Genomic DNA, 21,242 nt, shown 5'->3' on the forward strand with positions numbered 1-21,242 from the left:
GCTGTTAAAAGTTTTACAGTATTTAAATTGATACATGAATAACCTAAAATTAACATTTTTACTTGCCATTACAACGCTTTGCGCTGCGGCACAAAATTGGAAAAGTGACCCTGAGCATTCAAGATTGGGCTTCAAGGTAACGCACATGCTTATCTCAGAAGTAAATGGCATCTTTAAAGACTTTGAAATAAAAGTTGAAGGAACGAAGCCGGATTTTAGTGACGCTATAATAACGTTAAGCGCAAACATTTCCTCAATTGATACAGAAATAGAAGCACGTGACAAACATCTAAAAAGCGAGGATTTCTTCGATGTGGCGAAATATCCAACTCTTCAGTTTAAAAGTAGCATCGTATCGAGAACTGGTAGAAATAAATATTCCGTTACCGGTGTACTAACGATGCATAACGTATCCAAAGCAGTTACGATGCGGATGGTATATAATGGAACGATAATAAATCCTGTGTCAAAAAGGAGGACGGCGGGTTTTCAGGTTACCGGTACAATAGATCGTTCAGACTTTGGTATCGGATACAAATTTCCCGAAAAGCTGATCGGTAATAAAATTGCTATCATTTTAGATACTGAACTCCAGTTAAAGTGAGTTTTAACTGGAGACACAGTTTATTTACAAAATAAACAAGCAGGAAAGTTATTTTGAATACGTAGAATTATTTGCCCTCATTTATTGTTGGCTGGCAACGGCAGTTCGTAACATTGAAAAATGATTTTGGTCCCTTTAAAAATGAGACATTGATCGATTTTAGCTTCTTTAGAACACCGTCTTGATGACCTTATCAGCTCCGTTGATCAAATCCGCGATATCTGCCAGTTCGGGTTCGCGTTTTTTGTTTTGAAGACAAAGCTGGGTAAGTTCATTTAGTAAACCGATATTCCGGTAGGTAGGAAAGTCGATAACCTCATTCTTTTTAAGCGTTTCGTTAAGATCAGAAATGGTTTTACGGGTCACCTTCAGATTCCTGCGTAAGCAGATCTGTTCGAGGTGCTTTTCCAGAACGATCGCCGCTAACGCGCCTGCCGCGCGGTAATGTTTGTTTTTTGCCAGGACATTAGCTTTATCCAGCTCGGCATCCAGCAAATTAGCCTGAACTTCCCGGTGGATATCCAGCAATGACGAATCAAGTGTATTCAGGACGGCAGCTATAATGTTGAACTGCTGCTCAAAAGCAGCGATAGCGGCATCAGGGCCAACGACAATTTTCTTATCGAAACCTGCGGTGACAGTCGTTCCGTTGAGATAGTCTTCGACAACATAATTATCTTTCGTGATCTCCTTACGGTTCTTTGGGCGTTCATAAAGCCTTGCGAAGTCATTGCTTCGCAAAGGCAGCAAGGTTTTTACAATGGCAAGCGCCTCACTGTACCAGGTTTGATAGGTATTCCTGAATACAGGTAACCTGCGTTTGAATTCCTGGTAATCTTTGTTCAGCACTTTCGTGAAATGTTCTTCCATCTGCGCAGGAAACTGCTCATCTCTCATGGCATTCAGCAGATCAACGCCCTGCCCGTGCAGATGTTTTACTTCTCTCCTGATCTCTCCAAAGTTGTCCTTCATAGCACCGGCAAAAATACATATCGGGTGCTTTTTAAGATAGTGTCTATCGAAAAATAAACTTCCCAAACGGGCTGTTAACATTATTTTCCTGGTATATCATTTTCAAAAGCCATAAATTTTCCGTGTTGTTGATATATGTCATCGTTTAAAAATTGATAATGAGGTAATTTTAGAATCTGAAGTTAAATTTTGCCCCGGGGTGAACTAAAATGGAATCAAAGTCCGAGTGTGGAAGTGAACATAGCGCCGGCGGTGTGCAAAATAATTCGACGGTACCGGCACGTACGTTTTTGCTTTTTTTCGGGTGCTTTTCACTATTAAATTGACTTATAAAAATAAGTGCTAATATTTGCCCTAAATCATAAAACCATGAAAAAAATTATATTGCTGATCGCGTTTACATTGAGCATAGCTACTGCATTTGCTCAGGATGTCGCCGGGACGTGGTATGGCACCCTGCAGGTTTCCGGAACACAATTACACTTAGTTTTTCATATCTCTAAAACGCAGGAACTGTATAGCGCTACTATGGACAGTCCGGATCAGGGAGCTTCCGGGCTTAAGGTCGATAAAACAAGTTTTACCGATAAAACACTGATCCTTGAATCTGTTCAGTTCGGCTTCAAATATTCGGGCGTTTTTTTACCTGACAGCAATAAGATCGCTGGGACATTCAGCCAGGGTCCCGGCAGTTTTCCGCTGACGCTGACAACAACTCAAACGTTAACCACGATCGTAAAACCAGCCATAAGACCCCAGGATCCGACAACTTTTCCTTATATTCAGGAAGAGATTGTTTTTATGAATAAAATAGCAGGCAACAAACTGGCCGGTACGCTCACCTTGCCAAAGAATGGGACCGCTTCTAAAATTGTTATCCTGATCAGCGGGTCAGGTCCTCAGGATCGTAATGAGGAGATCAAACAATTTAATCACCGTCCATTTCTGGTTTGGAGCGATTGGCTGACACGACAGGGCATCGCGGTACTTCGTTATGATGACCGCGGGATCGGACAGTCTACCGGAAGTTTCAATACAGCCACCACTGCTGATTTCGCAGACGATGCGGAAGCCGCGGTTAATTTTATTCAATCAAGGGCAGATCTTAAAAATTTAAAGATCGGTTTGATGGGGCATAGCGAAGGCGGGATGATCGCACCGATCGTTGCAAGCCGAAACAAAAATGTCAGTTTTATGGTGCTGCTGGCCGGCCCGGGTATTCCAATTGCCCAGCTAATGGTCAGGCAAAATGCTGACGAACTGCGGTTAGCGCATGCATCTGCTGAAGAGATCAGGAAGTCGGAGGTGACCAATGCAGCTATATACGCCGGCGTGAGACAGTATCAAAACCTGCCGGCAACGAATTATAAAGTAAAGATAGATTCCTTACTTCACTCGGCGCTGCGCAATTCCCCGGAAGCCGGAAAAACCGGTGATAATTTGGACGCCCTGGTAAGCCAAAACGAGAAAATACTCACCCTTCCCTGGTTTCGTTACTTTATTAATTTTGATCCTTCAGTATACCTGACCAGGGTTAAATGCCCGGTGCTGGCATTGAACGGCTCACTGGATATGCAGGTAAGTGCAGAAGAAAACCTGAACGGTATCCGCAAAGCGCTTCAAAAGGCCGGTAATACCCATTTCCAGGCGGAATCTTTAACCGGCCTGAACCATTTATTTCAACCGGCAAAAACAGGTGGTGTAAGTGAATATGCGGAGATCGGCATAACCGTCGATACTTCGGCGCTGCAAAGGGTCTCCGAGTGGATCAACAAACGCTAATGGTCAGCACATAATTTTCTTCCTGGTTTTTGGACGGCAATGCCGATTTGTTAAATGAGGCGAATTGACAAATAATTGAGCAGTTTACCTGGTTAAGTTTCAATATTTAAAAAAAATAAACCCCGATCTAATGAACGGGGTTTACCAACGTCCAATTACAGTCCGCACTTTACTTAACGACAGTAGCTTCCAGTTCAACTTTTAAAGTTTCAAACAAGCTTTTCACTTCCAATAGTGTTAATGCCTGTTTAACCCCGTTTTTGGCAGCCCAATCCTGAAATATTTGAAAATTTGGCCAAAGCTCGGCGGTCGATGTTGTATAAATATTTAGGCGAACGATGCCTTCCGGTTTGTAGCCGGCCTTACTGATTACAGTTTCTAAGTTTTGCAATGCTTTGGTAAGCTGCGTTTTCATATCCTCATCGCTTGATATGCCGTCATCGCTTATCGCGGTCTGTCCGGAGATGTATAGTGTGCTTTCCACGTTTTTGGCTTCAACGGCCTGGACATAACTCCGTTTGTCCTGCCATTGCCAGGGATTGATTATTCTTTTTTCCATCTTTTTTGTTGTTGTTTGCGCCCAAACGGATGCAGTTATTGTCAATAATAGAGTTGTCAGTATTGTTGTTTTTTTCATTTGGTTCATCGATCTATAATGCAAAAATCCGGATAACAAATGAAAACAGCTCTTGACGAACCTCACGATTTTGATGTGAGGTATATCACTATTGTGTGACTAAAACCGGCTTAGCGTTTCGCGGGATACGCCCAGATAAGCGGCCAGCTGACTTTTGGGGACACGCTGAACAAGGGCAGGATATAATTTAAGGAGCTGTTCGTAACGTTGCTTTGCGTTTGAAGTTAACAAAGATATAATCCGACGTTGCGCACCAAGAAAGCCGAAGTTTGCTTTTTCAAGAAAAAACTTTTCCATCTTTGGTGACTGCTCACAAAGATTGCGGTAATTCTCCAGCGTTAAAGATAGGACCTCTGTGTCTTCCAAACATATCAGTGACATTGTCGACAGTGTTTGAGTATAGAAAGCCAGGAAGTCGCTTTCCCACCAATCTTCCATGGCGAATGAGACGATATGCTCTTTCGCTGTATCATCCGTATAGACCAGTTTCACTAGCCCTGATAAGATGAAAAAATGATGTTTTGCAGATTCACCTTCCTGTATTAGAAACTGGTGTTTCTTATATTTTTTTGCAGTAAAGTGACTCGATATAAAGTCATATTCTTCGTCGCTGAGCAGTACGATCTTTTGTATATGTTCTCTTAGCCTCTGCATGTACTTGTGGTAAATATGTCGAGTAAAGATAATATCTGATGTGTGAAAACACCTGCAAATTCCAAAATCGACCAGGCGCAATTGTGCATTTTCCCGAGCATGCTTGGACAGACTGGCGGCCTGATTGCCAGTAAAAATCAATTGTTTTTGCCAGGAAAGTATTTTTTTGAGCTTGAAGATATTATAGATTGCCTTTCTAAATCGTAGAACCAGTTATTTTAAAATTATCGAAAGTGGAATTGGGATATGTTCCTTATTTGGTGTTGAATTTTTATAAATCACTGAATTAAAGAAGTACTTTTTGGATGCAAATATATTGACGATATAACTTGATGCTATATGGTTAATTTATTGATTTACAGTTATTTAAATAGTTAATTTAAAATAGTCGGGCTTTGATTCAAAGTGATATCATTGAAGGGCAATTGAGCGCTGGCTTTTGACTAAATTCAATGGTTGGAAGCTTTTTTAGAATACTGTATTAACCTGATACACGAATTAAAATCTTTCCAAATGCCCCCTTGCTCAAATGCTTGAAAGCAGCTTTGGCATCCTGAAAAGTATATACGCTGTCAACTACTGGTCTGATATCATGATCCACAATGATTTCCATCATGGCAGCCCAGGATTCCCTGTCGCCGATAGAGGAAACCGCAATGATATTCGCCCGGCTGGCCAGTAGCTTCATTAAATCAAGCTTTGTATATTGATCTTCAAGGAAACCCACTACAACGATAGTCCCTCGTTCCCTAATGGCATCAAGCGACTGATTGAAAGATCTTCCGCCTACAACTTCCAAAACATGGTCCACTCCCTTACCTCCAGTTAATGCTTTGACCTTTTCTGCCCAGTCTAGGTGTTGTTTATAGTTAACAAATTCATCAGCGCCGATATCTTTTATTCGTTGTCCTTTTTCATCACTGCTGGTGAGTACGATCGCGCGTGCCCCTAAAGCTTTGGCGAACTGCACACCGAAAAGTGATACGCCGCCGGTGCCCTTAAACAAAACCGTATCACCGGCTTTGATCTTCATTTTGTTGGTCAGGCTAAACCAGGCGGTAAGGGCGGCGATCGGTAAGGTTGATGCTTCTTCTATTGTTAGATTTGTAGGCTTATTTATCAGCGCAGTTTCTTTTACCACCGTATATTCAGCAAGCCCGCCGTTCAATGGACCTCCGTAGGCAGCAAGGTGATCGAACGAACCGTCCGGGTTCACCGTAAGAAATGGGTGAACGATCACCTGATCGCCGGTATTGAACAGGGACGTGGCAGAACCCTTTTGAATTACGGTGCCGGAAACATCTGAAACCGGTATCAACCCTTTCGGCATCAGGTCTGGTAAATAAAAACCCTGTACAATGGCAATGTCCCGGAAGTTCAGGGAAATTGCGTTTACTTTGATCAGGATCTCATCATCAGCCGGGATCGGAACTGGAACATCATCTAACGTTAATTGGTCTACCCTGAATACGGAGTTAATACGCCATGCTTTCATCTCTGTTCTGTTTAATTTCGGCAAAGCTATTGCGTTGATTTTTTATCGCATAGGGTAAATCAAACAGAAAAATGTGTAATTCAAAGAAACCTCAGACCAATTGCGTTTTCCTGAATAACCTTGGGGTTACCAGCTGATTTTTCTTGAAAAAATTGATAAAATGCGGAACATCATCAAAGCCCAGGCTCCAGGCGATCTCCGAAATATTCCAGTCTGTGTGAAGTAACAGGCTTCTGGCTTCCTGCATCACCCGTGTAGCGACAAGCTGAGAAGTGGTTTTTCCCAGTACGGTTTTGATGGCGTGATTAAGATGATTTACATGGATAGATAAACGGTTAGCAAATTCAGTCGGGTGCCTTAATTCCATCCGTTGATTTGTTGATTCCAGCGGAAACTGCCGTTCAAGTAATTCATTAAAGATAGAAACAATTCGCTGCGAGCCGTTGGAATCCTTATAGCTCTGACAGGATGCAGGTTCTAATTTGAGTGCGGAGAAGATCAGTTGCATGACCATTGAACGGAGTGAATCATATTTATAACTGAAATCCAATGTGATCTCTGTCAGCATTTGTTTGAAGATGTCCTCAAATACCTGATATTGCCCTGGGGTGAGATTGAAAAAGGGTGTATTGCCCGGTTTAAATACCGGATACTCTTTAATGACGTTGAACTGGTCAAAAAACTCTTCCGTGAATACACAGAAATAGGCTTCCTGCTCTGACTCCAAATGGTCCCAAGCATAAGGGATATTTGGGTTTGTAAACAAAAGCCCGCAATCAAAATCGATGGTTTTATCCGCGTAATAAAGTTTTGTTTTGCCTTTCAGCAGACTAATCTTATACAGCGATTTTCTGTTGAAAGGCTTGCAATTGAACTTTTCATCCTGGTTGTGCTTAACGTGGAAAACATTAAAGTGATAAACATCCTTTCCGATCACGCCCGGCATCCAGACCCGCTCGTCCGTCTTTAGATCTTCATGCAGATCGATAACTGTACTTTCCATGCCTATTATTTGACCCACTACTATTATTTAAATGCAATTCAAAAATAACATTAACCTCAGGTTTAAGGTATTGTTAATCAAACAAAAAACTGTAAAAATCAAATAATCATTCGATTTTACAATTAATAAATCGAAGGTTTTTCCTGAAATGCATTCATATTGATTATTTGAAAATACCAATTTTCGATTTGATTCCCGCAATTTTTTAACCCGATCCTCACGGTAGCTTTGCTTTATATTTTTAAGAATAAGTAAAATGACAACAGTAAAAGGATATGCGGCGCAAAGCGCTAACGAAGAATTAAAGCCGTGGACGTTCGAAAGAAGAGAAGTTGGTCCGCATGATGTACAAATAGATATCTTATTTTGCGGAGTATGCCATTCGGATGTGGCGCAGATCAATAATGAATGGTTCCCCGGTGTCTTTCCAATGGTGCCTGGGCATGAGATCGTAGGCCGGGTGGTCAAAGTAGGCGATCACGTTAAAGGTTTTAAAGTTGGTGATCTTGCCGGGGTCGGAACGCTGGCTAATTCCTGCAGACATTGTGAGCCCTGCAATAACGGTGAGGAGGTTTATTGCGAAAATGGCGTGATCCCAACCTACAACGGTCTGGATAAATATACCGACAACCAGCCGACCTATGGCGGTTATTCAAACACCATCGTTTCTGATGAAAGATTCACGGTTCATATACCGAAGAATTTGGATCTTGCTGCCGTGGCCCCGCTGCTTTGCGCAGGTATTACTAAATACTCCCCATTGAAACACTGGAAAGTGGGAAAGGGACACAAACTGGCAGTTCTTGGTTTGGGAGGTCTTGGGCACATGGCCGTTAAATTTGCGGTCGCTTTAGGTGCTGAGGTTACTATCCTAAGTTCTTCACCAAAAAAAGAAGCAGACGCTAAAAAATTAGGCGCACACCACTTTGTGGTTACCTCTGACCAGGAAGCAATTGAAAAAGTAAAAAGCTCGTTCGACTTCATCCTTGATACCGTAAGTGCCCAGCACGATTTTGACTTTTACGGCTCATTGCTGCGGCTAAATGGTATTCATATCGTTGTGGGAATTCCGCCGAAGGGTTTGGAGATCAAACAGGTCTTCGGATTACAGCTTGGCCGCAGAAGTATTGTTGGTTCGGCTTCTGGAGGCCTGAAGGAAACCCAGGAAATGCTGGACTTCTGCGGTGAGCATAATATTGTTTCAGAAATTGAATTGGTGGATATGAAAGATATCAAAACAGCTTTTGACCGTATGGAAAAAGGTGACGTGAAGTATCGTTTCGTTATAGATATGGCCACGCTGTAATATTATAAACCTGATGGAGAAGAGGCAGTTCTGAAATTCGGGACTGCCTTTTTTAGTAATGCTTTAGTTTGAAATATACAGCTTCTTCTTTGATTCCCGCTATTTGTTTAAAGAGAGCCGTTCTAATTTTGTCTTCATAATAATAAAAGAACAATGATCGAAATACCTTCAAAAATCAAAGCCTGGCGCTTGCACGGCTATGGATTAAATAATCTGACACTGGATAATATAGATACTCCTGAACTAAAACCTCATGAGGTGCTAATTAAAGTTGGCGCGGTATCGCTCAACTACCGGGATAAGGGCACAGTGGACCATGAATTGGTAGATATTGAGTTTCCGCTGATCCCTTTAGCGGATGCGGCGGGAACGATCGTCAAAACAGGTTCTGACGTAATAAATTTTAATACCGGCGACAGGGTGATGTCGCATTTGTGGTCACACTGGCTTGACGGTGAGGCAGCGCCGGATGGTTACAAGTATCTGCTCGGTTCTGCTTTGCAGGGCGGCCTGGCCGAATATATGGTGCTGGAATCACAGTGTATTATAGGTACTCCTGACTTCTTTACCGATGAAGAAGCGTGTACGTTTCCTACAGCAGGATTATCACCCTGGTACGCACTTGTCAATTATGGAGATCTGCACACTGACGAAACGATATTGGTGCAAGGTTCAGGCGGCGTGTCCGTATTCGGAATTCAGATCGCCAAACTGTTCGGTGCCCGGGTGATCGCAACGACCAGCAGTGATGAAAAAGCGGATAGGCTGAAACAGATCGGTGCAGATGAGGTCATCAATTACAATAAGACACCCGATTGGGTACGTGAAACGCTTTTTCTCACCCGGGGAAAAGGTGTTGATCATCTCATTGAAGTTGTTGTTGGAGACGGTCTGAATGAATCGATCAAGGCCGTTAAGCACAATGGCCAGATTTCTATGGTCGGTTTTTTGGTCAGCCAGCTATCCAATATCGATCTGATACCTTTAATGGTAAAGCAAATCAAACTGCAAGGGATTGCAGTAGGTCACCTGAAGGCCCTGGGCGATATGGTGACTTTGTTTGCTGAAAAAGGTATAAAGCCAATTATTGGAAAAGTTTATCGTTTCGATCAGGCTGTTGAGGCTTACGAGCATCTTTTCAAAGGAAGCCTGGGCAAAATAGTAATTAAAATTTCTTGAATTCCTGAAATCGACAGCGGAGTCCAATCATCCTCCGGTAATCTTATAAACAGTTGGAAGTAAGATTTTTCGTAGTAATAGCCATTGCTTTTTTATATGACTAATTTTAAAATTATAATTTAAAAGCTATGGGAAGCAAAGAGCGGATATTACGCTTGAAAAAAGATGTTCACGATAGTATTCTTACTGTGGCGATGGACATTGTAGAAACGGAGGGAGTTGAAAGCTTAAGCATCAGGAAGATTGCCGAACGTATTGATTATACTCCGCCTGTTATCTATTCTTACTTTCTTAATAAAGAAGCTGTATTAATTGAATTATCAAAGCAAGTTTATGTAATGTTGGTAGATTGCCTGAAACGAGGCTTAAAACCAGAGGATAGTCCGGCTTTAAGAATCGAAAACATGCTATTCAATTATTTGCATTTCGCGGTAGATCAAAAGGAAATTTATCAAATGATGTATGCCGTGGGTACGGGCATATCGGACGTTAAAAAGGCCTTTCCCGGGATGGATAAGTTTATTGGTCTTTTTCGGGAGGAAATGGATCGCTTTTCCAACTCCGGCAGACTGTCTGATGAATTATTTCAGCGTCAGTATTTAACTTTTATAGCATTTGTCCATGGCCTGGCTTCAGTTAATTATTATTTCAAAGATATTGATGAGGAAATGAACGATCAGATCATGAAAGATGCGCTCAGGAGCCTGATCAAATCCATGCTGCTACCAGCCTAACGTTTTATCAAAGGGCGCTCCAACTAAGTGTTGGAACGCCCGTTTGGGTTAGATCAGAGTCCGAAAATGCCTCCGGAGACTGAAATTTGTTCACCGGTGATCCAGCCTGCGTCATCAGAGGCCAGAAATACGGCCACTTTTGAAATATCATCCGGCTGACCGGTACGTCCGAGCGGGGTATTGGCCACAATCTTTGCTTCGAATTCACTGCCGATAAAACCGTTGCTATGTGTACCCTCTGTTTCTATAGCGCCCGGTAAAAGAGAATTGATCCGGATATTCCGGCCTGAAAATTCTTTAGATAATGCAATTGTTAATGCGTCAAGTGCCGCCTTGCTGGCGGAATAGAGCGATCCGGTAGGAACGTGTGTTCTGCTCGCTCCAGAGCTGATGTTGATAATAACACCACCCTTATAACTGAACAATTTTAAAGACTCCTGGATAGCTAAAAAAGCCCCTAAAACGTTCACATCGAATTGCCGGTGAAAAGAAGCTACGGTGGCTTCCTCGATCGGGGCATATTGGAAGACCCCGGCATTATTCACTAAAATATCCAGGGTGCCAAATGCATTCTTAGTAGCTTCGAGTAGTTTGGTTACGTCTGCCGGGTTGGAAATATCGCCCTGTACGGCTATAGCGGTGCCGCCGGTTTCCTTAATTCTGTTAACCACTTTCTCGGCATCTGCCGGGCTTGATGTATAATTTACAACCACTTTTGCGCCCTCGACAGCAAACGCTGCTGCAATTGCTGCGCCTATGCCTTTTGACGCGCCCGTTACAAGGGCGACTTTATTTGCTAATTTGTTCATTATCTAATTTTTAAAAATTGCTGATCGTCTTTACTACTACCAGGGCAGTATGCCGTCAGGTCCGAAAAAGCCGCCATTTGGAATATCTAGGTTCATGGTTGCATACCGCAGTGGCACGGCAGCGCCATCTTCGGTGCTCAGCGTCCCTGTGTTTCCATTGAGATCAGTACGGATGTGTCCGGGTTCAACGGCATATACTTTAATGCCGAGCGGACCGAGTTCCTTTGCAAATGCGGCGGTGATCATATTCAGCGCTGCTTTTGAACTGGAATAGCCCATAAAATTGACCTGCCCATAAATGACATCTGGATCAGAACTGAGGCCTATTGAACCCACGATACTGCTTAACATGACGATCCGTGCCTGCGCACTGGCCTTGAGCAAAGGCAATAAAGCCTGCGTTACCCGGATGGGCCCGAATGTATTCGTCTCAAAAGTTTCCCGGATCACATCCATTTTTTCGTCGCCAGGCAGGCTTTTCAGATCAAGTGCCACACCTGCATTATTGATCAAAATATCCAGCTGTGCAATTTGCTTCGTTAAAACGCGTGCGGCCTCCAGCACACTGCTGTCGTCAGACACATCGATCAGCAGCAAGTGCACATCCAGTCCTTTTGAACGAAGGTTTTCAACGGCTGCCTGGCCGCGGGATTGATCCCGCGAACCCAGCCAAACTTTGTAACCTTGCCGGGCCAGCCCTTCTACTGTGGCCAGCCCGATGCCTTTATTCGCCCCGGTGACCAGGGCCGTTTTTTGCTTATTCATTATCTTTCAATATTTTGGCGGATGGCCCATCCGGGTTAGCATGATGCGACAGGTCTCCGGCAAAACCCATGGAAAGGCTTCTTTCCTTGAAATACCACTGCCCGTCAATACGAACAAAAATATCATCATAGGTACCTGTCATGACCGGCTGTAAAGGGAATGACCGCTCAGCATCCTGCTGATAGATGATCAGGTATGATTTTGCAGTGGCCGAAGTCTCATCCTCATTGATTTTGATCACCGTGTTGGTGGTTACGTGCGCGGTTTGGGGCGTGCCGTCAGGATAAATCTGCAGGTTAGATTTCAGCATGGCCGCGATGTCAGCTCCGTCGGTATATTGGCCAAGTGAACCTATTCTGCCATGTTTAAACAAGGCGCCGACCCCGACAAGGTCGCCCTTATCCAATAGGTGGGTGTAATGCGCGATCAAATTCTCGATCTCTCTTTCACTGCTGATCTTATACGTTGACTGATTCATGTTATTTGATTTTAATTAATAATTATGGTTGATTTAAACTTTGAATTACACTGTTGGGTTTGTACCGCCGTCGATGATATAGTTGGCACCGGACAGGTATGATGCCCTGGGTGAAACAAGGTAACCAACCAGCTCGGCCACATCCCCGGGGCTGGCCATTCTGCCCATCGGAATACCGCCAAGACTTTTCATCGCCGCATCGGTGCTTTCTTCTATGGTAATGCCTGCTTCATCAGCGAGCGTTTGCAGGTAGTTACCCATGGTTTCGGTTTTAACCATGCCCGGCGACACGGTCAGCACGCGGATACCCTTAGGGCTGACCTCTTTTGACAGACTTTTACTGTAGTTAATCAAAGCTGCTTTCGCCACGGCATAAGCGCCTAATGATTCCCAGATTGGGATCACCCCGCTTACAGAAGAGATATGAATGATCACTCCGCTTTTTTGTTCCAGCATTGTTGGCAGGATAGCCCTGTCAACACGCACGGGAGCCAGCAAATTCAATTGCAGATCATTTTCCCAATGTTCATCGGTTAATTTGCTGAAACCGCCTGAGGGGCTGGTCGACCCGCCCATGTTGTTGATTAGGATATCGACCGTTCCGAATTGTTCAAGAATACTTGCTATAGCAGGTGTTGCTTCTTCTGCTTTTGCCAGGTCGGCTTTAATGAAATGGTGCCTGTACTCATTGCTTGCCGGCTCATGCCTGGCAGTAATAATTACGGTAGCGCCGGCCTGCGCTAACCGGTCTGCGATCGCTTTTCCTATTCCCTTGGTTCCGCCTGTCACCAATGCGATCTTACCCGTCAATTCTTTGTTTTCCATGTTGATTATAAAATATATGTTGTTAAAAATTTGCTTTCTAAAAATTGATTTAGAACAATTGCTCTAAAATTTCAGACGTTTTGGGCGACAGTTTATTTACTACCAGGATTATTTTAGAACGACTGCTCTAAAATAAGATCCGGCTTTTGGTGATATTCATTGTCATCAATTATATTATGTTTTTAGCGGGAGATCTGCGCGATCAGGTATTTGGCCATGCGCATGATCTTGATCGGGTCCTTATGCAAAATGTAAGACTCATGCCAGCCGGTAAAGGTGTTGATAATAAAATCGGTCACCGTTTCGGCATCTGTATCCGCATCAAGTTCCTTGAGCTCGATTGCTTTTTTGATCAGTTCTGATAAAAATTTATGTGTAAAATCGTTATCTTCACGAAGCACAGCCTGAACATCCGGGTCTGTGGCAGCTACCTCGAAAGTCGTCTTAATGGCTAAGCAGCTATTGTCGCTGTAAACGATCGTATTGGCCGAAACATTGATGAAACTAATGATCGCCTCTAGCGGTGATTTGATCTTAGCGGCATGGGCCAACGCGTCCTGCATCCGTCCCTGCGTGTAATTACGAATACATGTAACAAACAACTGGTGTTTGTCGCCCAGGGTATTATAGATACTGCTAACGTGCACGTTCATGGCTTCAGACAGATCGCGGATAGATGTGCCGCTATAGCCTTTTTTCCAAAAAAGTTCCATCGCTTTTTTAGTCGCCTCTTCTTCATTAAATGCTAAGTTCCTTGCCATAATGCAACGCAAACCTAAAGTTATTTTAAAACACTTGTTCTAAAATAATGTCATATTTTATATTGGATCACTTCATTTCGGTTACAATACGGTCCGATTCGGTTTATTAGGCGCTGCTGCGAAGCCTGACCTTTGTATTACACAAAAGGAATTAAATATGAAAACGATTTTCATCACCGGCGCATCGGCCGGCTTAGGTAAAGCAACCGCCAAATTATTTCAGGCAAAAGGCTGGAATGTCATCGCCACCATGAGGTCACCTGAAAAGGATACCGAACTTGGCCAATTATCCAATATGACGTTGTTACCGCTTGACGTAACTGATTCAGCGCAGGTGCAAAGTACGGTAGCCAATGCATTGGCACTTGGTGGTATTGATATTGTGTTCAACAATGCGGGTTATGGTTTAATTGGTCCCGTCGAATCACATACCGAGGAACAGATATGGGCACAGTTTGACACCAATTTTTTTGGAACACTTTCAGTGATCCGGGCATTTGTCGCTTATTTCAGGGAACGCAAACAAGGGTTGTTTATTAATACCACCTCGCTTTGCGGCCTGACCTCAAACCCCCAGTCCGCTATTTACAATGCCTCAAAATGGGCGTTGCAGGGTTTAGCTGAAAGCCTGTCTTATGACCTCGCAGAATTTGGCATTGGTATCAAGAACGTAGCACCTGGTGGCATCAAAACCGATTTTACCAAAGCTATGCAGGTTACTGATGACCCGGCTTATGCCGCCACCATGGCCAAAATGATGGAGGGCTTTCAGGATGGTACGCTGATGGAGTTTACCGATGCTGAAAAGATCGCCGAAGTGGTGTATACCGCTGCAACCGACAACAAAGACCAGTTGACTTACCCGGCCGGAAATGACGCGGTACGGCTGTATGCCAAACGCCTGGCCGAAGGCCCGGAAGCTTACCGCATTGATCTGACAAAATACCTTAACTTGCGCAGCCCGTATGAAAGCCGCTAAACAACCAGTCATTTTTAACTCGATCTCAGAACTGCACCGGGCTTTGGGCTTGCCCAAGCCGCTGCACCCCCTGATCAGCCTGGTAGACTATAGCAATATTACCGCGGATACTGCCGAACTGGAAAAAGGTATGCTGTTTAATTTCTATAAGATCTCCTATAAACAAAATTATAGCGGCAAGGTTAAGTACGGGCAAAGCCATTATGATTTTGACGAGGGTGGCTTATCATTTATTTCACCTAACCAGGTGATCACAGCCCTGGAGGGTGAAGCAGATTACGGTGGTTACACCTTACTCGTCCATCCTGATTTTATCAGGGCATACCCTTTAGGAAAAAGCATCATAAATTATGGTTTTTTTTCCTACTCGGCGAACGAGGCCTTGTACCTATCCGACAAAGAAAAGCATGTGATTATAGGCCTGTTCAAAAATATCGAAGTGGAGCTTGATTCCGCTATAGACCAGATCAGTCAAGATGTGATGGTATCACAGGTGGAACTACTACTGAACTATAGCAAACGCTTTTATAACCGACAGTTCATCACCCGTAAAACAGCGAGCAGCGAATTGCTTGCCCGTTTTGAAACCCTCCTCGCTGATTATTTTGATACCGGCAAGCCTTTAACCAATGGCCTGCCGGCCGTGGATGACCTGGCAACAGCGCTTAACATATCAGCGCACTATTTGAGTGATATGCTCCGCACGCTTACCGGGCAAAGTACACAGCAGCATATCCATGCAAAACTGATTGATAAGGCAAAGGAATTACTCAGTGCGAGTGAACTTTCTGTCGCAGAGATAGCTTACCAACTGGGTTTTGAACACCCGCAATCTTTTAATCGCTTGTTCAAAACTAAAACAAAAACGTCCCCGCTTGGCTTCAGGCAATCATTAAATTAGGAGATCATCAATGAATAATACAGAACTTGAGCAAATTGCTCATCAATTTATAGCAGCAACCAACCGCTTTGACACTGAGGCCGTCCTGGACCTTTTTGCTGCGGATGCCGTGATCGAAGATGTTTCAGTAGGAGAAAAATTTGAGGGTATATCGGGTGTTAAAAAATATATGGTTACGTTCTTCATCGGCTACCATACAAAGACCCAACTGCTCTCATTTGAGCATCCCGGCCCTGGAAAAATACTGGCAAAAGTAGATTTTATAGGTGACTTTGGTCACGAGACAGGATGGCTTGATATGCGTTTAAATGATGCGGGATTGATCGAACATATTGATGCAGATCTGGATTGATTGAATAGTTTAATAAGGAGCTGAATATAATCTTCTGTTACAGAAATTATATTGAAAGCTGGGAAATCAGATATGCGGACATCTTTTTTATTCTGATCGGATCCTGGTAACTAATGTAAGATTCTTGCCAGCCGGTGAAGGAGCTGGTAATGGAGTTGGTTATGGTTTCGGCGTCAGATTCTGTAACGATCTCTTTTTGGTCGATAGCTTTTTGAATCAGGTTCAATACAAGACCGTGGGTAAAGTCACTGTCTTTTTTAACCAGTGCCCAAAACTGACAGTCAAGAATCTGAACAAAAAAGTAAATTTATCGCAGAGGTGACCGGTGCCGATGGCACCGTAGTAAGAACATTAGCTGAAACGCCAGGCGGATATATGCCTACTGTATTATCAGCAATTGAACTCGCGTCGCGTGTAATTCATGGTGACTATAAAGCTGGCGTCCAGTCGCCCGCTTCTGCTTATGGGGAAGAATTATTGGATACGTTAACCAGCGTAACGGTTACGGATTTATAATTTTTTGTTAATTACATTTTTGCAAAATACCTATTGTCAAATGCTTATGGTGAAATATAGCAAATAACCAAATACAGGTTACTTAAGGGCCTCATGCAACCAATGTTTTTAGGCCATTTCGCATTTTTTAGTAAATTTTCCCTTGACTGGACTCGAACCCCAATAAATTTGGCTTGGATTATATCTACCCAAAAGAGTTCGATGTCTTTCCCCTCGAGGATTTTTTAAACTTGTTTAAACTTGATTTATCCAGCCAAACGTTTCAAATCACCTATGAAAGAGTTCGAGATATTTCCCCTACGGGCTGGACATCATTGTTTCCGAACGATTACTCTATTATTTTAACCTTCTGATATCTAACACTAATGTACTTTTTGGATGCAAAAGTACTTGCCAAGAGATTAAAATAATTTGGTCTTAATATTTGACTATTATAAACCATAATTTCGAAGTTACAGCAGTCTTTCATACGTTTTATTTGAGCATTAAAAACGTTAACCTATGTCTTTCTCAATATAGGTCGGTAGCCAAATTAAATAGCTAATGGAGTTAAAAATACCTCAGCTATTTAATTTGCAATCCGATAATCAATCCAGAATGATTATAACACCCTATTCATCTTCCTTATCGCTTTCCGCTTCGGCCTTTTCTTCTGCTTCATTCAAATTGGTCGTGAACGGGTTAGCAGCCAGGAGTTTCGCCATAAAGGACAGGTTAGCGGTCATATAACGCAGGCTTTTATTGGTGTAAAGATAACGTTCGCCACCCGCTTCCACGTAATCTTTCTCGCCGCCAGCCAGGCCTACCCAATAGGCATTCACATTCGGAGGTATCGTAAAACCGACCTCCTGTAAGGCCCAGAGCACCTGCGCCGCACAGCTGTGCGCGCCGTCTTCGTTGCCGGTGACCAAACAACCACCTACTTTGTTGTAAGGCATATATTGACCGGTCTTTTCGTCCATCAAGCTTTCGTCGCGGAAAATGGCATCCAGCCTTTCGATCACTTTTTGAGAAGTAGAGGCCAGGTGCCCCATCCAGATCGGGGTGGCGATCACAAATATTTGGCAGGCCTTGATCTTTTCCAGGATCTCCGGCCACTGGTCGCCATCTCCCTCATCGGCGCTGTTGCCGGTAAGCACGTTATAATCGTTCAGGCGGATGATCTCGGTGTCAAAACCTTCAGCGCGGAGTTGCTCAGCGGCCTTTTCAGCCATTGCGCCGGTATTGGAAAAGTCAGGTTTGCGTTTAAGGGTACAGTTGATGAATAGTGCTTTCATATCATAGGTTATTTGGATGTGCTTTTTAAAGCCCAAAGGATGAGTAAAGGCTGGAAAAACAAACGGGTAAAACGTTTTTGATCGGTATCCAAGCCCAGCGCAATGCGATGGTGATCATACTGAGCAAGATTGCCCGGAAATACCGCCGCGAAAAAACCGGCAGCGAGCTTACCCAAGGCGTCCTCATATTTTTTAGGAGTTAGGATGAGCGCGCTGCCCAAGGCGATCTCCGCAATACCTGAATAAACTACCGTATCATCTTTTTTCAACGGCACCCAGTTAGGCACCTGCGCCTGGAAACCCTTACGGGCAAAGGTCAGATGGCCGATGCCGGCAATCACCAGGTTGGCTCCCAAAGCGATCCGGGCCACTTTTTTAATGGTGGCGTTATGGCTCTCCGGTGTCTGGCTGACCCAGTCCCTGGCAGCATTTAATTCATCAGGCTTGAACCCTTTAGACTTGCCTGGCACGCTCAGTTCAAATAGGTCTGTGAAAACTTCCACCGCTTTTTGATCCGTAACCACCGCAATGCGGTTCCAGTCGATAAAATGCTTCAGCCCGGCGATCATGTCCTGCCACCAGGCGGCGGCTGTGAAATTCTGGACATCGGTATCCAGCACCAAAAGATAATTCAATTTACCGGTACGTTCCGCCAGTTCATCCAGCGCAGGGCGCAACACGGTTTTCATATCATACTCCGTTACCTCGCCGCTGGCGCGAATGCCCAGCACATGGACAGGCAAATCTTTGATGATCGTTAACATAAAAAGAGATTAAGGCATGCCTGCGCCGCCGGTGGAACCATAGACCTGGCCGGTTGCATAACTTGCGCCCGGATCGGCCAATTGTACATAGATGGAAGCCAGCTCGGCCGGTTGACCGGGACGGCCCATCGGCGTTTGCCCGCCGAATTGTTTCAGCTTTTCCATCGAAGCGCCGCCGCTGACCTGCAGAGGCGTCCAGATCGGGCCGGGAGCTACGCCGTTCACACGGATGCCCTTTGGAGCCAATTGTTTACCCAGCGAACGGATATAGTTGGTAGTCGCGGCTTTGGTTTGCGCATAATCATAGAGGTCCGGTGTCGGATCAGTAGCCTGTTCTGAGGTGGTACCGATGATGGCCGAACCAGGTTTCAAATGCGGCAACGCTGCTTTGATGATCCAGAATGGCGCATAAATATTCGTTTTCATCGTCCAGTCGAACTGTTCGGTACTGATATCCAGTATCGAGGCATGACTTTGCTGACGGCCGGCATTACTGACTACGATATCCAAACCACCTAACGCCTTAACCGCATCTTCCACCAGTTTTTTGCAGAAATTTTCGTCACGCAGATCTCCTGGCAGGGCAATCGCTTTCACGCCTTCCGTCTTCATCAGTGCGATCACTTCTTGTGCATCCGGTTCTTCGGTCGGATAATAGTTGATGGCTACATCCGCACCCTCGCGGGCGTAGGCGATCGCAGCGGCGCGTCCCATACCGGAATCGCCGCCGGTGATCAAAGCTTTACGGCCTTTCAATCTGCCCGAACCTTTATAGCTGGTTTCGCCGTGATCCGGTTTCGGGGTCATTTTACTGGCCAAACCCGGCCATTCCTGTTTTTGCTCCCGGAATGGTGGCTTGGGATATTTGGTGGTAGGGTCTTCTAATTCCATGTTTTCCGTAGTAGGGTTGACAGCGCCGAATGCCGGCGCTACTGCTGCAGCTGCCAAAGTCGTGCCTAAACCGGCGACCATTTGTCGCCGGCTGATTTTATTTTCTTCGTTCATCGTTTTGTGTTTTACGCGCCGAGTTCTTTCAAAATCCGGCTGGTAATCGCCACGTGCTCTTTAAATACCGCTAGGGATAAGGTCGCCAAGTGTCTGCCCTGATTTTCCGCTGCGCCTGCCAGCTTGCCTTTACTGATGTAATTCTGCGCCAGGTCGCGTAAAAACTCGTGGTTCTCCAGCTGCGCTTTGATATATATTTTATCAAACTCAGGCCCTGCCGGCGTCGATTTGATCTTTTCCAGCGTAGCCTTCGCTTTGGCATCCATAGCCGGTACCGGTGTTCCCAGGTCTTTTAGTACACCCGTCACCGCAATGGCCTCACCCAGTTCAAAACCGGCGAATTCTTTGGCGTTTTTGTTGGTGGCTTTATTGACCGCGATCTGGCTGGTGGCCAGTGATAACTCGGCCGGCCCAATAACGCCCATCCGGAATTGCTTTTCGTTGGCCGCCATCGGATTGTCGACAACAGTTGCTGCTTCGGCATTAAATGATTGTAGCATACCGCCCGCTAATGTCAGGCCTGCGCTTAATGCCATGGATTTTTTCAAAAAATCTCTGCGCTCAATAGTGTTGTCTTTCATTTGATTTGTTTTTATAATGTTAATGATGTAGTATGATATTTTTGTAATTCGTGCTGTGTCAGCCAGTCACTGATGTATTCAGCTACTTCCTGCCAGCCATCCTGACCGCAGATCCAGTGGCCGCGCCTTTCAAATGATTTGAAGCCCGTAATGCTCACCTCGTCGCTATAGGCATTAGCATTCTTCTCGTTCAGGTCGTAAGGAATGATCTCGTCTTCCACACCGCCGATAAACAATAATGGCGAATGTGGCAGGTCCAAATCGATCTGACCCGCTTCACCCATACAATCACGCAGTACATTGCGACTGTCATGTGTGGCCGTTTCATTATAGGCGACTTCGGTTTCTGCTTCACTCATCGTATTGCAGAAAGAACCGTGGAAACTTTCAAAGTCCATCATAAAAGGTTCGTTGCCCTTGAATGGATTGGCAATTAGCGCACTATTCTTCATAAAGCCCCAGTCAAAAGCCAGCATGGCATTGGGTGCTACTGAATCGATTGGTACGCCGATGTCTACCAATCCTTTAGCCATTAATAACTGGACAATTAAACCGCCAACAGAGTGGCCGATCACGATGGGTTTCTCCGGTAGTGCGGTAACGACGCGCTCCATTTCGTCGACAATGGTTTGCAGGTGCAGGTCGCCCAAACCAACTGGTGGGTTATTTCGCAGATCTGCCGGTTCACCTTCATGCAACGGCCAGGCCGGCGCAATACAGTTATAACCTTTTTCAGAAAAATAAGCGATCCATTTTTCCCAGCTTTTGGGGTTTTGGAACATGCCGTGAATAAATACGATGGTTTTCATAAATAGGTGATGGAGTGTTTATAAGATTGTTTTTAAAAGAACATGATGATAAAA

General features: G+C 44.5%; 25 protein-coding genes. 10 read left to right on the plus strand and 15 right to left on the minus strand.

Annotated features, from left to right (window positions below):
* Nucleotides 1–34 precede the first annotated feature (34 nt).
* Complete coding sequence (locus AC07NA_RS21500; RefSeq protein ID WP_494899651.1) at nucleotides 35–604, plus strand: YceI family protein; 570 nt, start codon at nucleotides 35–37, stop codon at nucleotides 602–604.
* A 168-nt stretch (nucleotides 605–772) separates the two neighbouring features.
* Here AC07NA_RS21500 and AC07NA_RS21505 read toward each other — a convergent pair whose 3' ends face one another.
* Entirely contained in the window at nucleotides 773–1,576 is an 804-nt protein-coding gene (locus AC07NA_RS21505) for a hypothetical protein (protein WP_494899653.1), read from the minus strand.
* A 369-nt stretch (nucleotides 1,577–1,945) separates the two neighbouring features.
* Here AC07NA_RS21505 and AC07NA_RS21510 point away from each other — a divergent pair, with 369 nt between their 5' ends.
* On the plus strand, nucleotides 1,946–3,358 hold the full coding sequence (locus AC07NA_RS21510) for an alpha/beta hydrolase family protein (protein ID WP_494899655.1): 1,413 nt from the start codon (nucleotides 1,946–1,948) through the stop codon (nucleotides 3,356–3,358).
* Nucleotides 3,359–3,527: 169 nt separating this feature from the next.
* On the opposite strand, the gene AC07NA_RS21515 is transcribed toward AC07NA_RS21510, so the two are convergent.
* Both AC07NA_RS21515 and AC07NA_RS21520 read right to left on the minus strand, forming a co-directional pair.
* Complete coding sequence (locus AC07NA_RS21515; protein ID WP_494899657.1) at nucleotides 3,528–3,917, minus strand: RidA family protein; 390 nt, start codon at nucleotides 3,915–3,917, stop codon at nucleotides 3,528–3,530.
* A gap of 177 nt (nucleotides 3,918–4,094) precedes the next feature.
* Nucleotides 4,095–4,649, minus strand: coding sequence for a Crp/Fnr family transcriptional regulator (locus tag AC07NA_RS21520; RefSeq protein ID WP_494899659.1), 555 nt, complete (start codon nucleotides 4,647–4,649; stop codon nucleotides 4,095–4,097).
* A gap of 42 nt (nucleotides 4,650–4,691) precedes the next feature.
* Between AC07NA_RS21520 and AC07NA_RS21525 the strand changes: the two genes are divergently transcribed.
* Complete coding sequence (locus tag AC07NA_RS21525) at nucleotides 4,692–4,856, plus strand: hypothetical protein (protein WP_494899661.1); 165 nt, start codon at nucleotides 4,692–4,694, stop codon at nucleotides 4,854–4,856.
* Nucleotides 4,857–5,130: 274 nt separating this feature from the next.
* Here AC07NA_RS21525 and AC07NA_RS21530 read toward each other — a convergent pair whose 3' ends face one another.
* Together AC07NA_RS21530 and AC07NA_RS21535 are read right to left on the minus strand one after the other, a co-directional pair.
* Entirely contained in the window at nucleotides 5,131–6,144 is a 1,014-nt protein-coding gene (locus tag AC07NA_RS21530; RefSeq protein WP_494899663.1) for a zinc-dependent alcohol dehydrogenase family protein, read from the minus strand.
* Nucleotides 6,145–6,235: 91 nt separating this feature from the next.
* The gene (locus tag AC07NA_RS21535; protein ID WP_494899665.1) at nucleotides 6,236–7,147 is read right to left on the minus strand and encodes a helix-turn-helix domain-containing protein; all 912 of its coding nucleotides are present in this window, start codon (nucleotides 7,145–7,147) and stop codon (nucleotides 6,236–6,238) included.
* 256 nt (nucleotides 7,148–7,403) lie between these two features.
* On the opposite strand from AC07NA_RS21535, the gene AC07NA_RS21540 reads away from it, so the two are divergent.
* From AC07NA_RS21540 to AC07NA_RS21550, 3 genes are all read left to right on the plus strand, one after another.
* The gene (locus AC07NA_RS21540) at nucleotides 7,404–8,453 is read left to right on the plus strand and encodes an NAD(P)-dependent alcohol dehydrogenase (protein WP_494899667.1); all 1,050 of its coding nucleotides are present in this window, start codon (nucleotides 7,404–7,406) and stop codon (nucleotides 8,451–8,453) included.
* A 153-nt stretch (nucleotides 8,454–8,606) separates the two neighbouring features.
* A complete protein-coding gene (locus AC07NA_RS21545; protein ID WP_494899669.1) occupies nucleotides 8,607–9,632 on the plus strand; it encodes a zinc-dependent alcohol dehydrogenase family protein in 1,026 nt (341 codons plus the stop codon).
* Nucleotides 9,633–9,760: 128 nt separating this feature from the next.
* Entirely contained in the window at nucleotides 9,761–10,366 is a 606-nt protein-coding gene (locus AC07NA_RS21550; RefSeq protein ID WP_494899671.1) for a TetR/AcrR family transcriptional regulator, read from the plus strand.
* Nucleotides 10,367–10,419: 53 nt separating this feature from the next.
* Here AC07NA_RS21550 and AC07NA_RS21555 read toward each other — a convergent pair whose 3' ends face one another.
* The 5 genes from AC07NA_RS21555 to AC07NA_RS21575 form a co-directional block, all read right to left on the minus strand.
* Nucleotides 10,420–11,175, minus strand: coding sequence for an SDR family NAD(P)-dependent oxidoreductase (locus AC07NA_RS21555; protein ID WP_494899673.1), 756 nt, complete (start codon nucleotides 11,173–11,175; stop codon nucleotides 10,420–10,422).
* A gap of 36 nt (nucleotides 11,176–11,211) precedes the next feature.
* Nucleotides 11,212–11,940: an SDR family oxidoreductase gene (locus tag AC07NA_RS21560; protein ID WP_494899675.1), complete on the minus strand. Its 729-nt coding sequence runs from the start codon at nucleotides 11,938–11,940 to the stop codon at nucleotides 11,212–11,214.
* Nucleotides 11,933–12,418, minus strand: coding sequence for a nuclear transport factor 2 family protein (locus AC07NA_RS21565; protein WP_494899677.1), 486 nt, complete (start codon nucleotides 12,416–12,418; stop codon nucleotides 11,933–11,935). Before AC07NA_RS21565 ends, AC07NA_RS21560 begins: the two co-directional genes overlap by 8 nt.
* 45 nt (nucleotides 12,419–12,463) lie before the next feature.
* Nucleotides 12,464–13,243 (minus strand): SDR family oxidoreductase, encoded by a 780-nt coding sequence (locus AC07NA_RS21570; protein WP_494899679.1) that lies wholly within the window; start codon nucleotides 13,241–13,243, stop codon nucleotides 12,464–12,466.
* 182 nt (nucleotides 13,244–13,425) lie between these two features.
* Nucleotides 13,426–14,004, minus strand: a complete 579-nt coding sequence (locus AC07NA_RS21575) for a TetR/AcrR family transcriptional regulator (RefSeq protein WP_494899681.1) — start codon at nucleotides 14,002–14,004, stop codon at nucleotides 13,426–13,428.
* Between the two features lie 157 nt (nucleotides 14,005–14,161).
* On the opposite strand from AC07NA_RS21575, the gene AC07NA_RS21580 reads away from it, so the two are divergent.
* From AC07NA_RS21580 to AC07NA_RS21595, 4 genes are all read left to right on the plus strand, one after another.
* Nucleotides 14,162–14,983, plus strand: a complete 822-nt coding sequence (locus tag AC07NA_RS21580; RefSeq protein ID WP_494899682.1) for an SDR family oxidoreductase — start codon at nucleotides 14,162–14,164, stop codon at nucleotides 14,981–14,983.
* Nucleotides 14,970–15,884, plus strand: a complete 915-nt coding sequence (locus tag AC07NA_RS21585; protein WP_494899683.1) for a helix-turn-helix domain-containing protein — start codon at nucleotides 14,970–14,972, stop codon at nucleotides 15,882–15,884. Before AC07NA_RS21580 ends, AC07NA_RS21585 begins: the two co-directional genes overlap by 14 nt.
* Before the next feature lie 10 nt (nucleotides 15,885–15,894).
* Complete coding sequence (locus AC07NA_RS21590; RefSeq protein ID WP_494899684.1) at nucleotides 15,895–16,236, plus strand: nuclear transport factor 2 family protein; 342 nt, start codon at nucleotides 15,895–15,897, stop codon at nucleotides 16,234–16,236.
* A gap of 264 nt (nucleotides 16,237–16,500) precedes the next feature.
* Nucleotides 16,501–16,752: a hypothetical protein gene (locus AC07NA_RS21595; protein WP_494899685.1), complete on the plus strand. Its 252-nt coding sequence runs from the start codon at nucleotides 16,501–16,503 to the stop codon at nucleotides 16,750–16,752.
* 611 nt (nucleotides 16,753–17,363) lie between these two features.
* Here AC07NA_RS21595 and AC07NA_RS21600 read toward each other — a convergent pair.
* The 5 genes from AC07NA_RS21600 to AC07NA_RS21620 are packed head-to-tail and all read right to left on the minus strand — an operon-like array spanning nucleotide 17,364 to nucleotide 21,188.
* Nucleotides 17,364–18,029, minus strand: coding sequence for a flavodoxin family protein (locus AC07NA_RS21600; protein ID WP_494899687.1), 666 nt, complete (start codon nucleotides 18,027–18,029; stop codon nucleotides 17,364–17,366).
* Nucleotides 18,030–18,037: 8 nt separating this feature from the next.
* Nucleotides 18,038–18,793, minus strand: coding sequence for an STAS/SEC14 domain-containing protein (locus tag AC07NA_RS21605; RefSeq protein WP_494899688.1), 756 nt, complete (start codon nucleotides 18,791–18,793; stop codon nucleotides 18,038–18,040).
* Nucleotides 18,794–18,802: 9 nt separating this feature from the next.
* On the minus strand, nucleotides 18,803–19,798 hold the full coding sequence (locus AC07NA_RS21610) for an SDR family oxidoreductase (RefSeq protein WP_494899689.1): 996 nt from the start codon (nucleotides 19,796–19,798) through the stop codon (nucleotides 18,803–18,805).
* An 11-nt stretch (nucleotides 19,799–19,809) separates the two neighbouring features.
* The gene (locus AC07NA_RS21615) at nucleotides 19,810–20,379 is read right to left on the minus strand and encodes a DUF4142 domain-containing protein (RefSeq protein WP_494899690.1); all 570 of its coding nucleotides are present in this window, start codon (nucleotides 20,377–20,379) and stop codon (nucleotides 19,810–19,812) included.
* An 11-nt stretch (nucleotides 20,380–20,390) separates the two neighbouring features.
* A complete protein-coding gene (locus tag AC07NA_RS21620) occupies nucleotides 20,391–21,188 on the minus strand; it encodes an alpha/beta hydrolase (RefSeq protein WP_494899692.1) in 798 nt (265 codons plus the stop codon).
* Nucleotides 21,189–21,242: the final 54 nt, after the last annotated feature.

This window comes from Mucilaginibacter sp. GW821-FHT07G05, assembly GCF_059418565.1.

Excerpts from the sequence above, each read along its gene's own strand:
- AC07NA_RS21580 (WP_494899682.1), top strand. The coding sequence starts at position 14,162 with ATGAAAACGATTTTCATCACCGGCGCATCGGCCGGCTTAGGTAAAGCA.
- AC07NA_RS21570 (WP_494899679.1), bottom strand. The coding sequence starts at position 13,243 with ATGGAAAACAAAGAATTGACGGGTAAGATCGCATTGGTGACAGGCGGA.
- AC07NA_RS21540 (WP_494899667.1), top strand. The coding sequence starts at position 7,404 with ATGACAACAGTAAAAGGATATGCGGCGCAAAGCGCTAACGAAGAATTA.
- AC07NA_RS21510 (WP_494899655.1), top strand. The coding sequence starts at position 1,946 with ATGAAAAAAATTATATTGCTGATCGCGTTTACATTGAGCATAGCTACT.
- AC07NA_RS21505 (WP_494899653.1), bottom strand. The coding sequence starts at position 1,576 with ATGAAGGACAACTTTGGAGAGATCAGGAGAGAAGTAAAACATCTGCAC.
- AC07NA_RS21605 (WP_494899688.1), bottom strand. The coding sequence starts at position 18,793 with ATGTTAACGATCATCAAAGATTTGCCTGTCCATGTGCTGGGCATTCGC.
- AC07NA_RS21530 (WP_494899663.1), bottom strand. The coding sequence starts at position 6,144 with ATGAAAGCATGGCGTATTAACTCCGTATTCAGGGTAGACCAATTAACG.
- AC07NA_RS21590 (WP_494899684.1), top strand. The coding sequence starts at position 15,895 with ATGAATAATACAGAACTTGAGCAAATTGCTCATCAATTTATAGCAGCA.
- AC07NA_RS21620 (WP_494899692.1), bottom strand. The coding sequence starts at position 21,188 with ATGAAAACCATCGTATTTATTCACGGCATGTTCCAAAACCCCAAAAGC.
- AC07NA_RS21545 (WP_494899669.1), top strand. The coding sequence starts at position 8,607 with ATGATCGAAATACCTTCAAAAATCAAAGCCTGGCGCTTGCACGGCTAT.
- AC07NA_RS21555 (WP_494899673.1), bottom strand. The coding sequence starts at position 11,175 with ATGAACAAATTAGCAAATAAAGTCGCCCTTGTAACGGGCGCGTCAAAA.
- AC07NA_RS21560 (WP_494899675.1), bottom strand. The coding sequence starts at position 11,940 with ATGAATAAGCAAAAAACGGCCCTGGTCACCGGGGCGAATAAAGGCATC.
- AC07NA_RS21600 (WP_494899687.1), bottom strand. The coding sequence starts at position 18,029 with ATGAAAGCACTATTCATCAACTGTACCCTTAAACGCAAACCTGACTTT.
- AC07NA_RS21585 (WP_494899683.1), top strand. The coding sequence starts at position 14,970 with ATGAAAGCCGCTAAACAACCAGTCATTTTTAACTCGATCTCAGAACTG.
- AC07NA_RS21535 (WP_494899665.1), bottom strand. The coding sequence starts at position 7,147 with ATGGAAAGTACAGTTATCGATCTGCATGAAGATCTAAAGACGGACGAG.
- AC07NA_RS21615 (WP_494899690.1), bottom strand. The coding sequence starts at position 20,379 with ATGAAAGACAACACTATTGAGCGCAGAGATTTTTTGAAAAAATCCATG.
- AC07NA_RS21500 (WP_494899651.1), top strand. The coding sequence starts at position 35 with ATGAATAACCTAAAATTAACATTTTTACTTGCCATTACAACGCTTTGC.
- AC07NA_RS21610 (WP_494899689.1), bottom strand. The coding sequence starts at position 19,798 with ATGAACGAAGAAAATAAAATCAGCCGGCGACAAATGGTCGCCGGTTTA.
- AC07NA_RS21565 (WP_494899677.1), bottom strand. The coding sequence starts at position 12,418 with ATGAATCAGTCAACGTATAAGATCAGCAGTGAAAGAGAGATCGAGAAT.
- AC07NA_RS21575 (WP_494899681.1), bottom strand. The coding sequence starts at position 14,004 with ATGGCAAGGAACTTAGCATTTAATGAAGAAGAGGCGACTAAAAAAGCG.
- AC07NA_RS21515 (WP_494899657.1), bottom strand. The coding sequence starts at position 3,917 with ATGGAAAAAAGAATAATCAATCCCTGGCAATGGCAGGACAAACGGAGT.
- AC07NA_RS21520 (WP_494899659.1), bottom strand. The coding sequence starts at position 4,649 with ATGCAGAGGCTAAGAGAACATATACAAAAGATCGTACTGCTCAGCGAC.
- AC07NA_RS21550 (WP_494899671.1), top strand. The coding sequence starts at position 9,761 with ATGGGAAGCAAAGAGCGGATATTACGCTTGAAAAAAGATGTTCACGAT.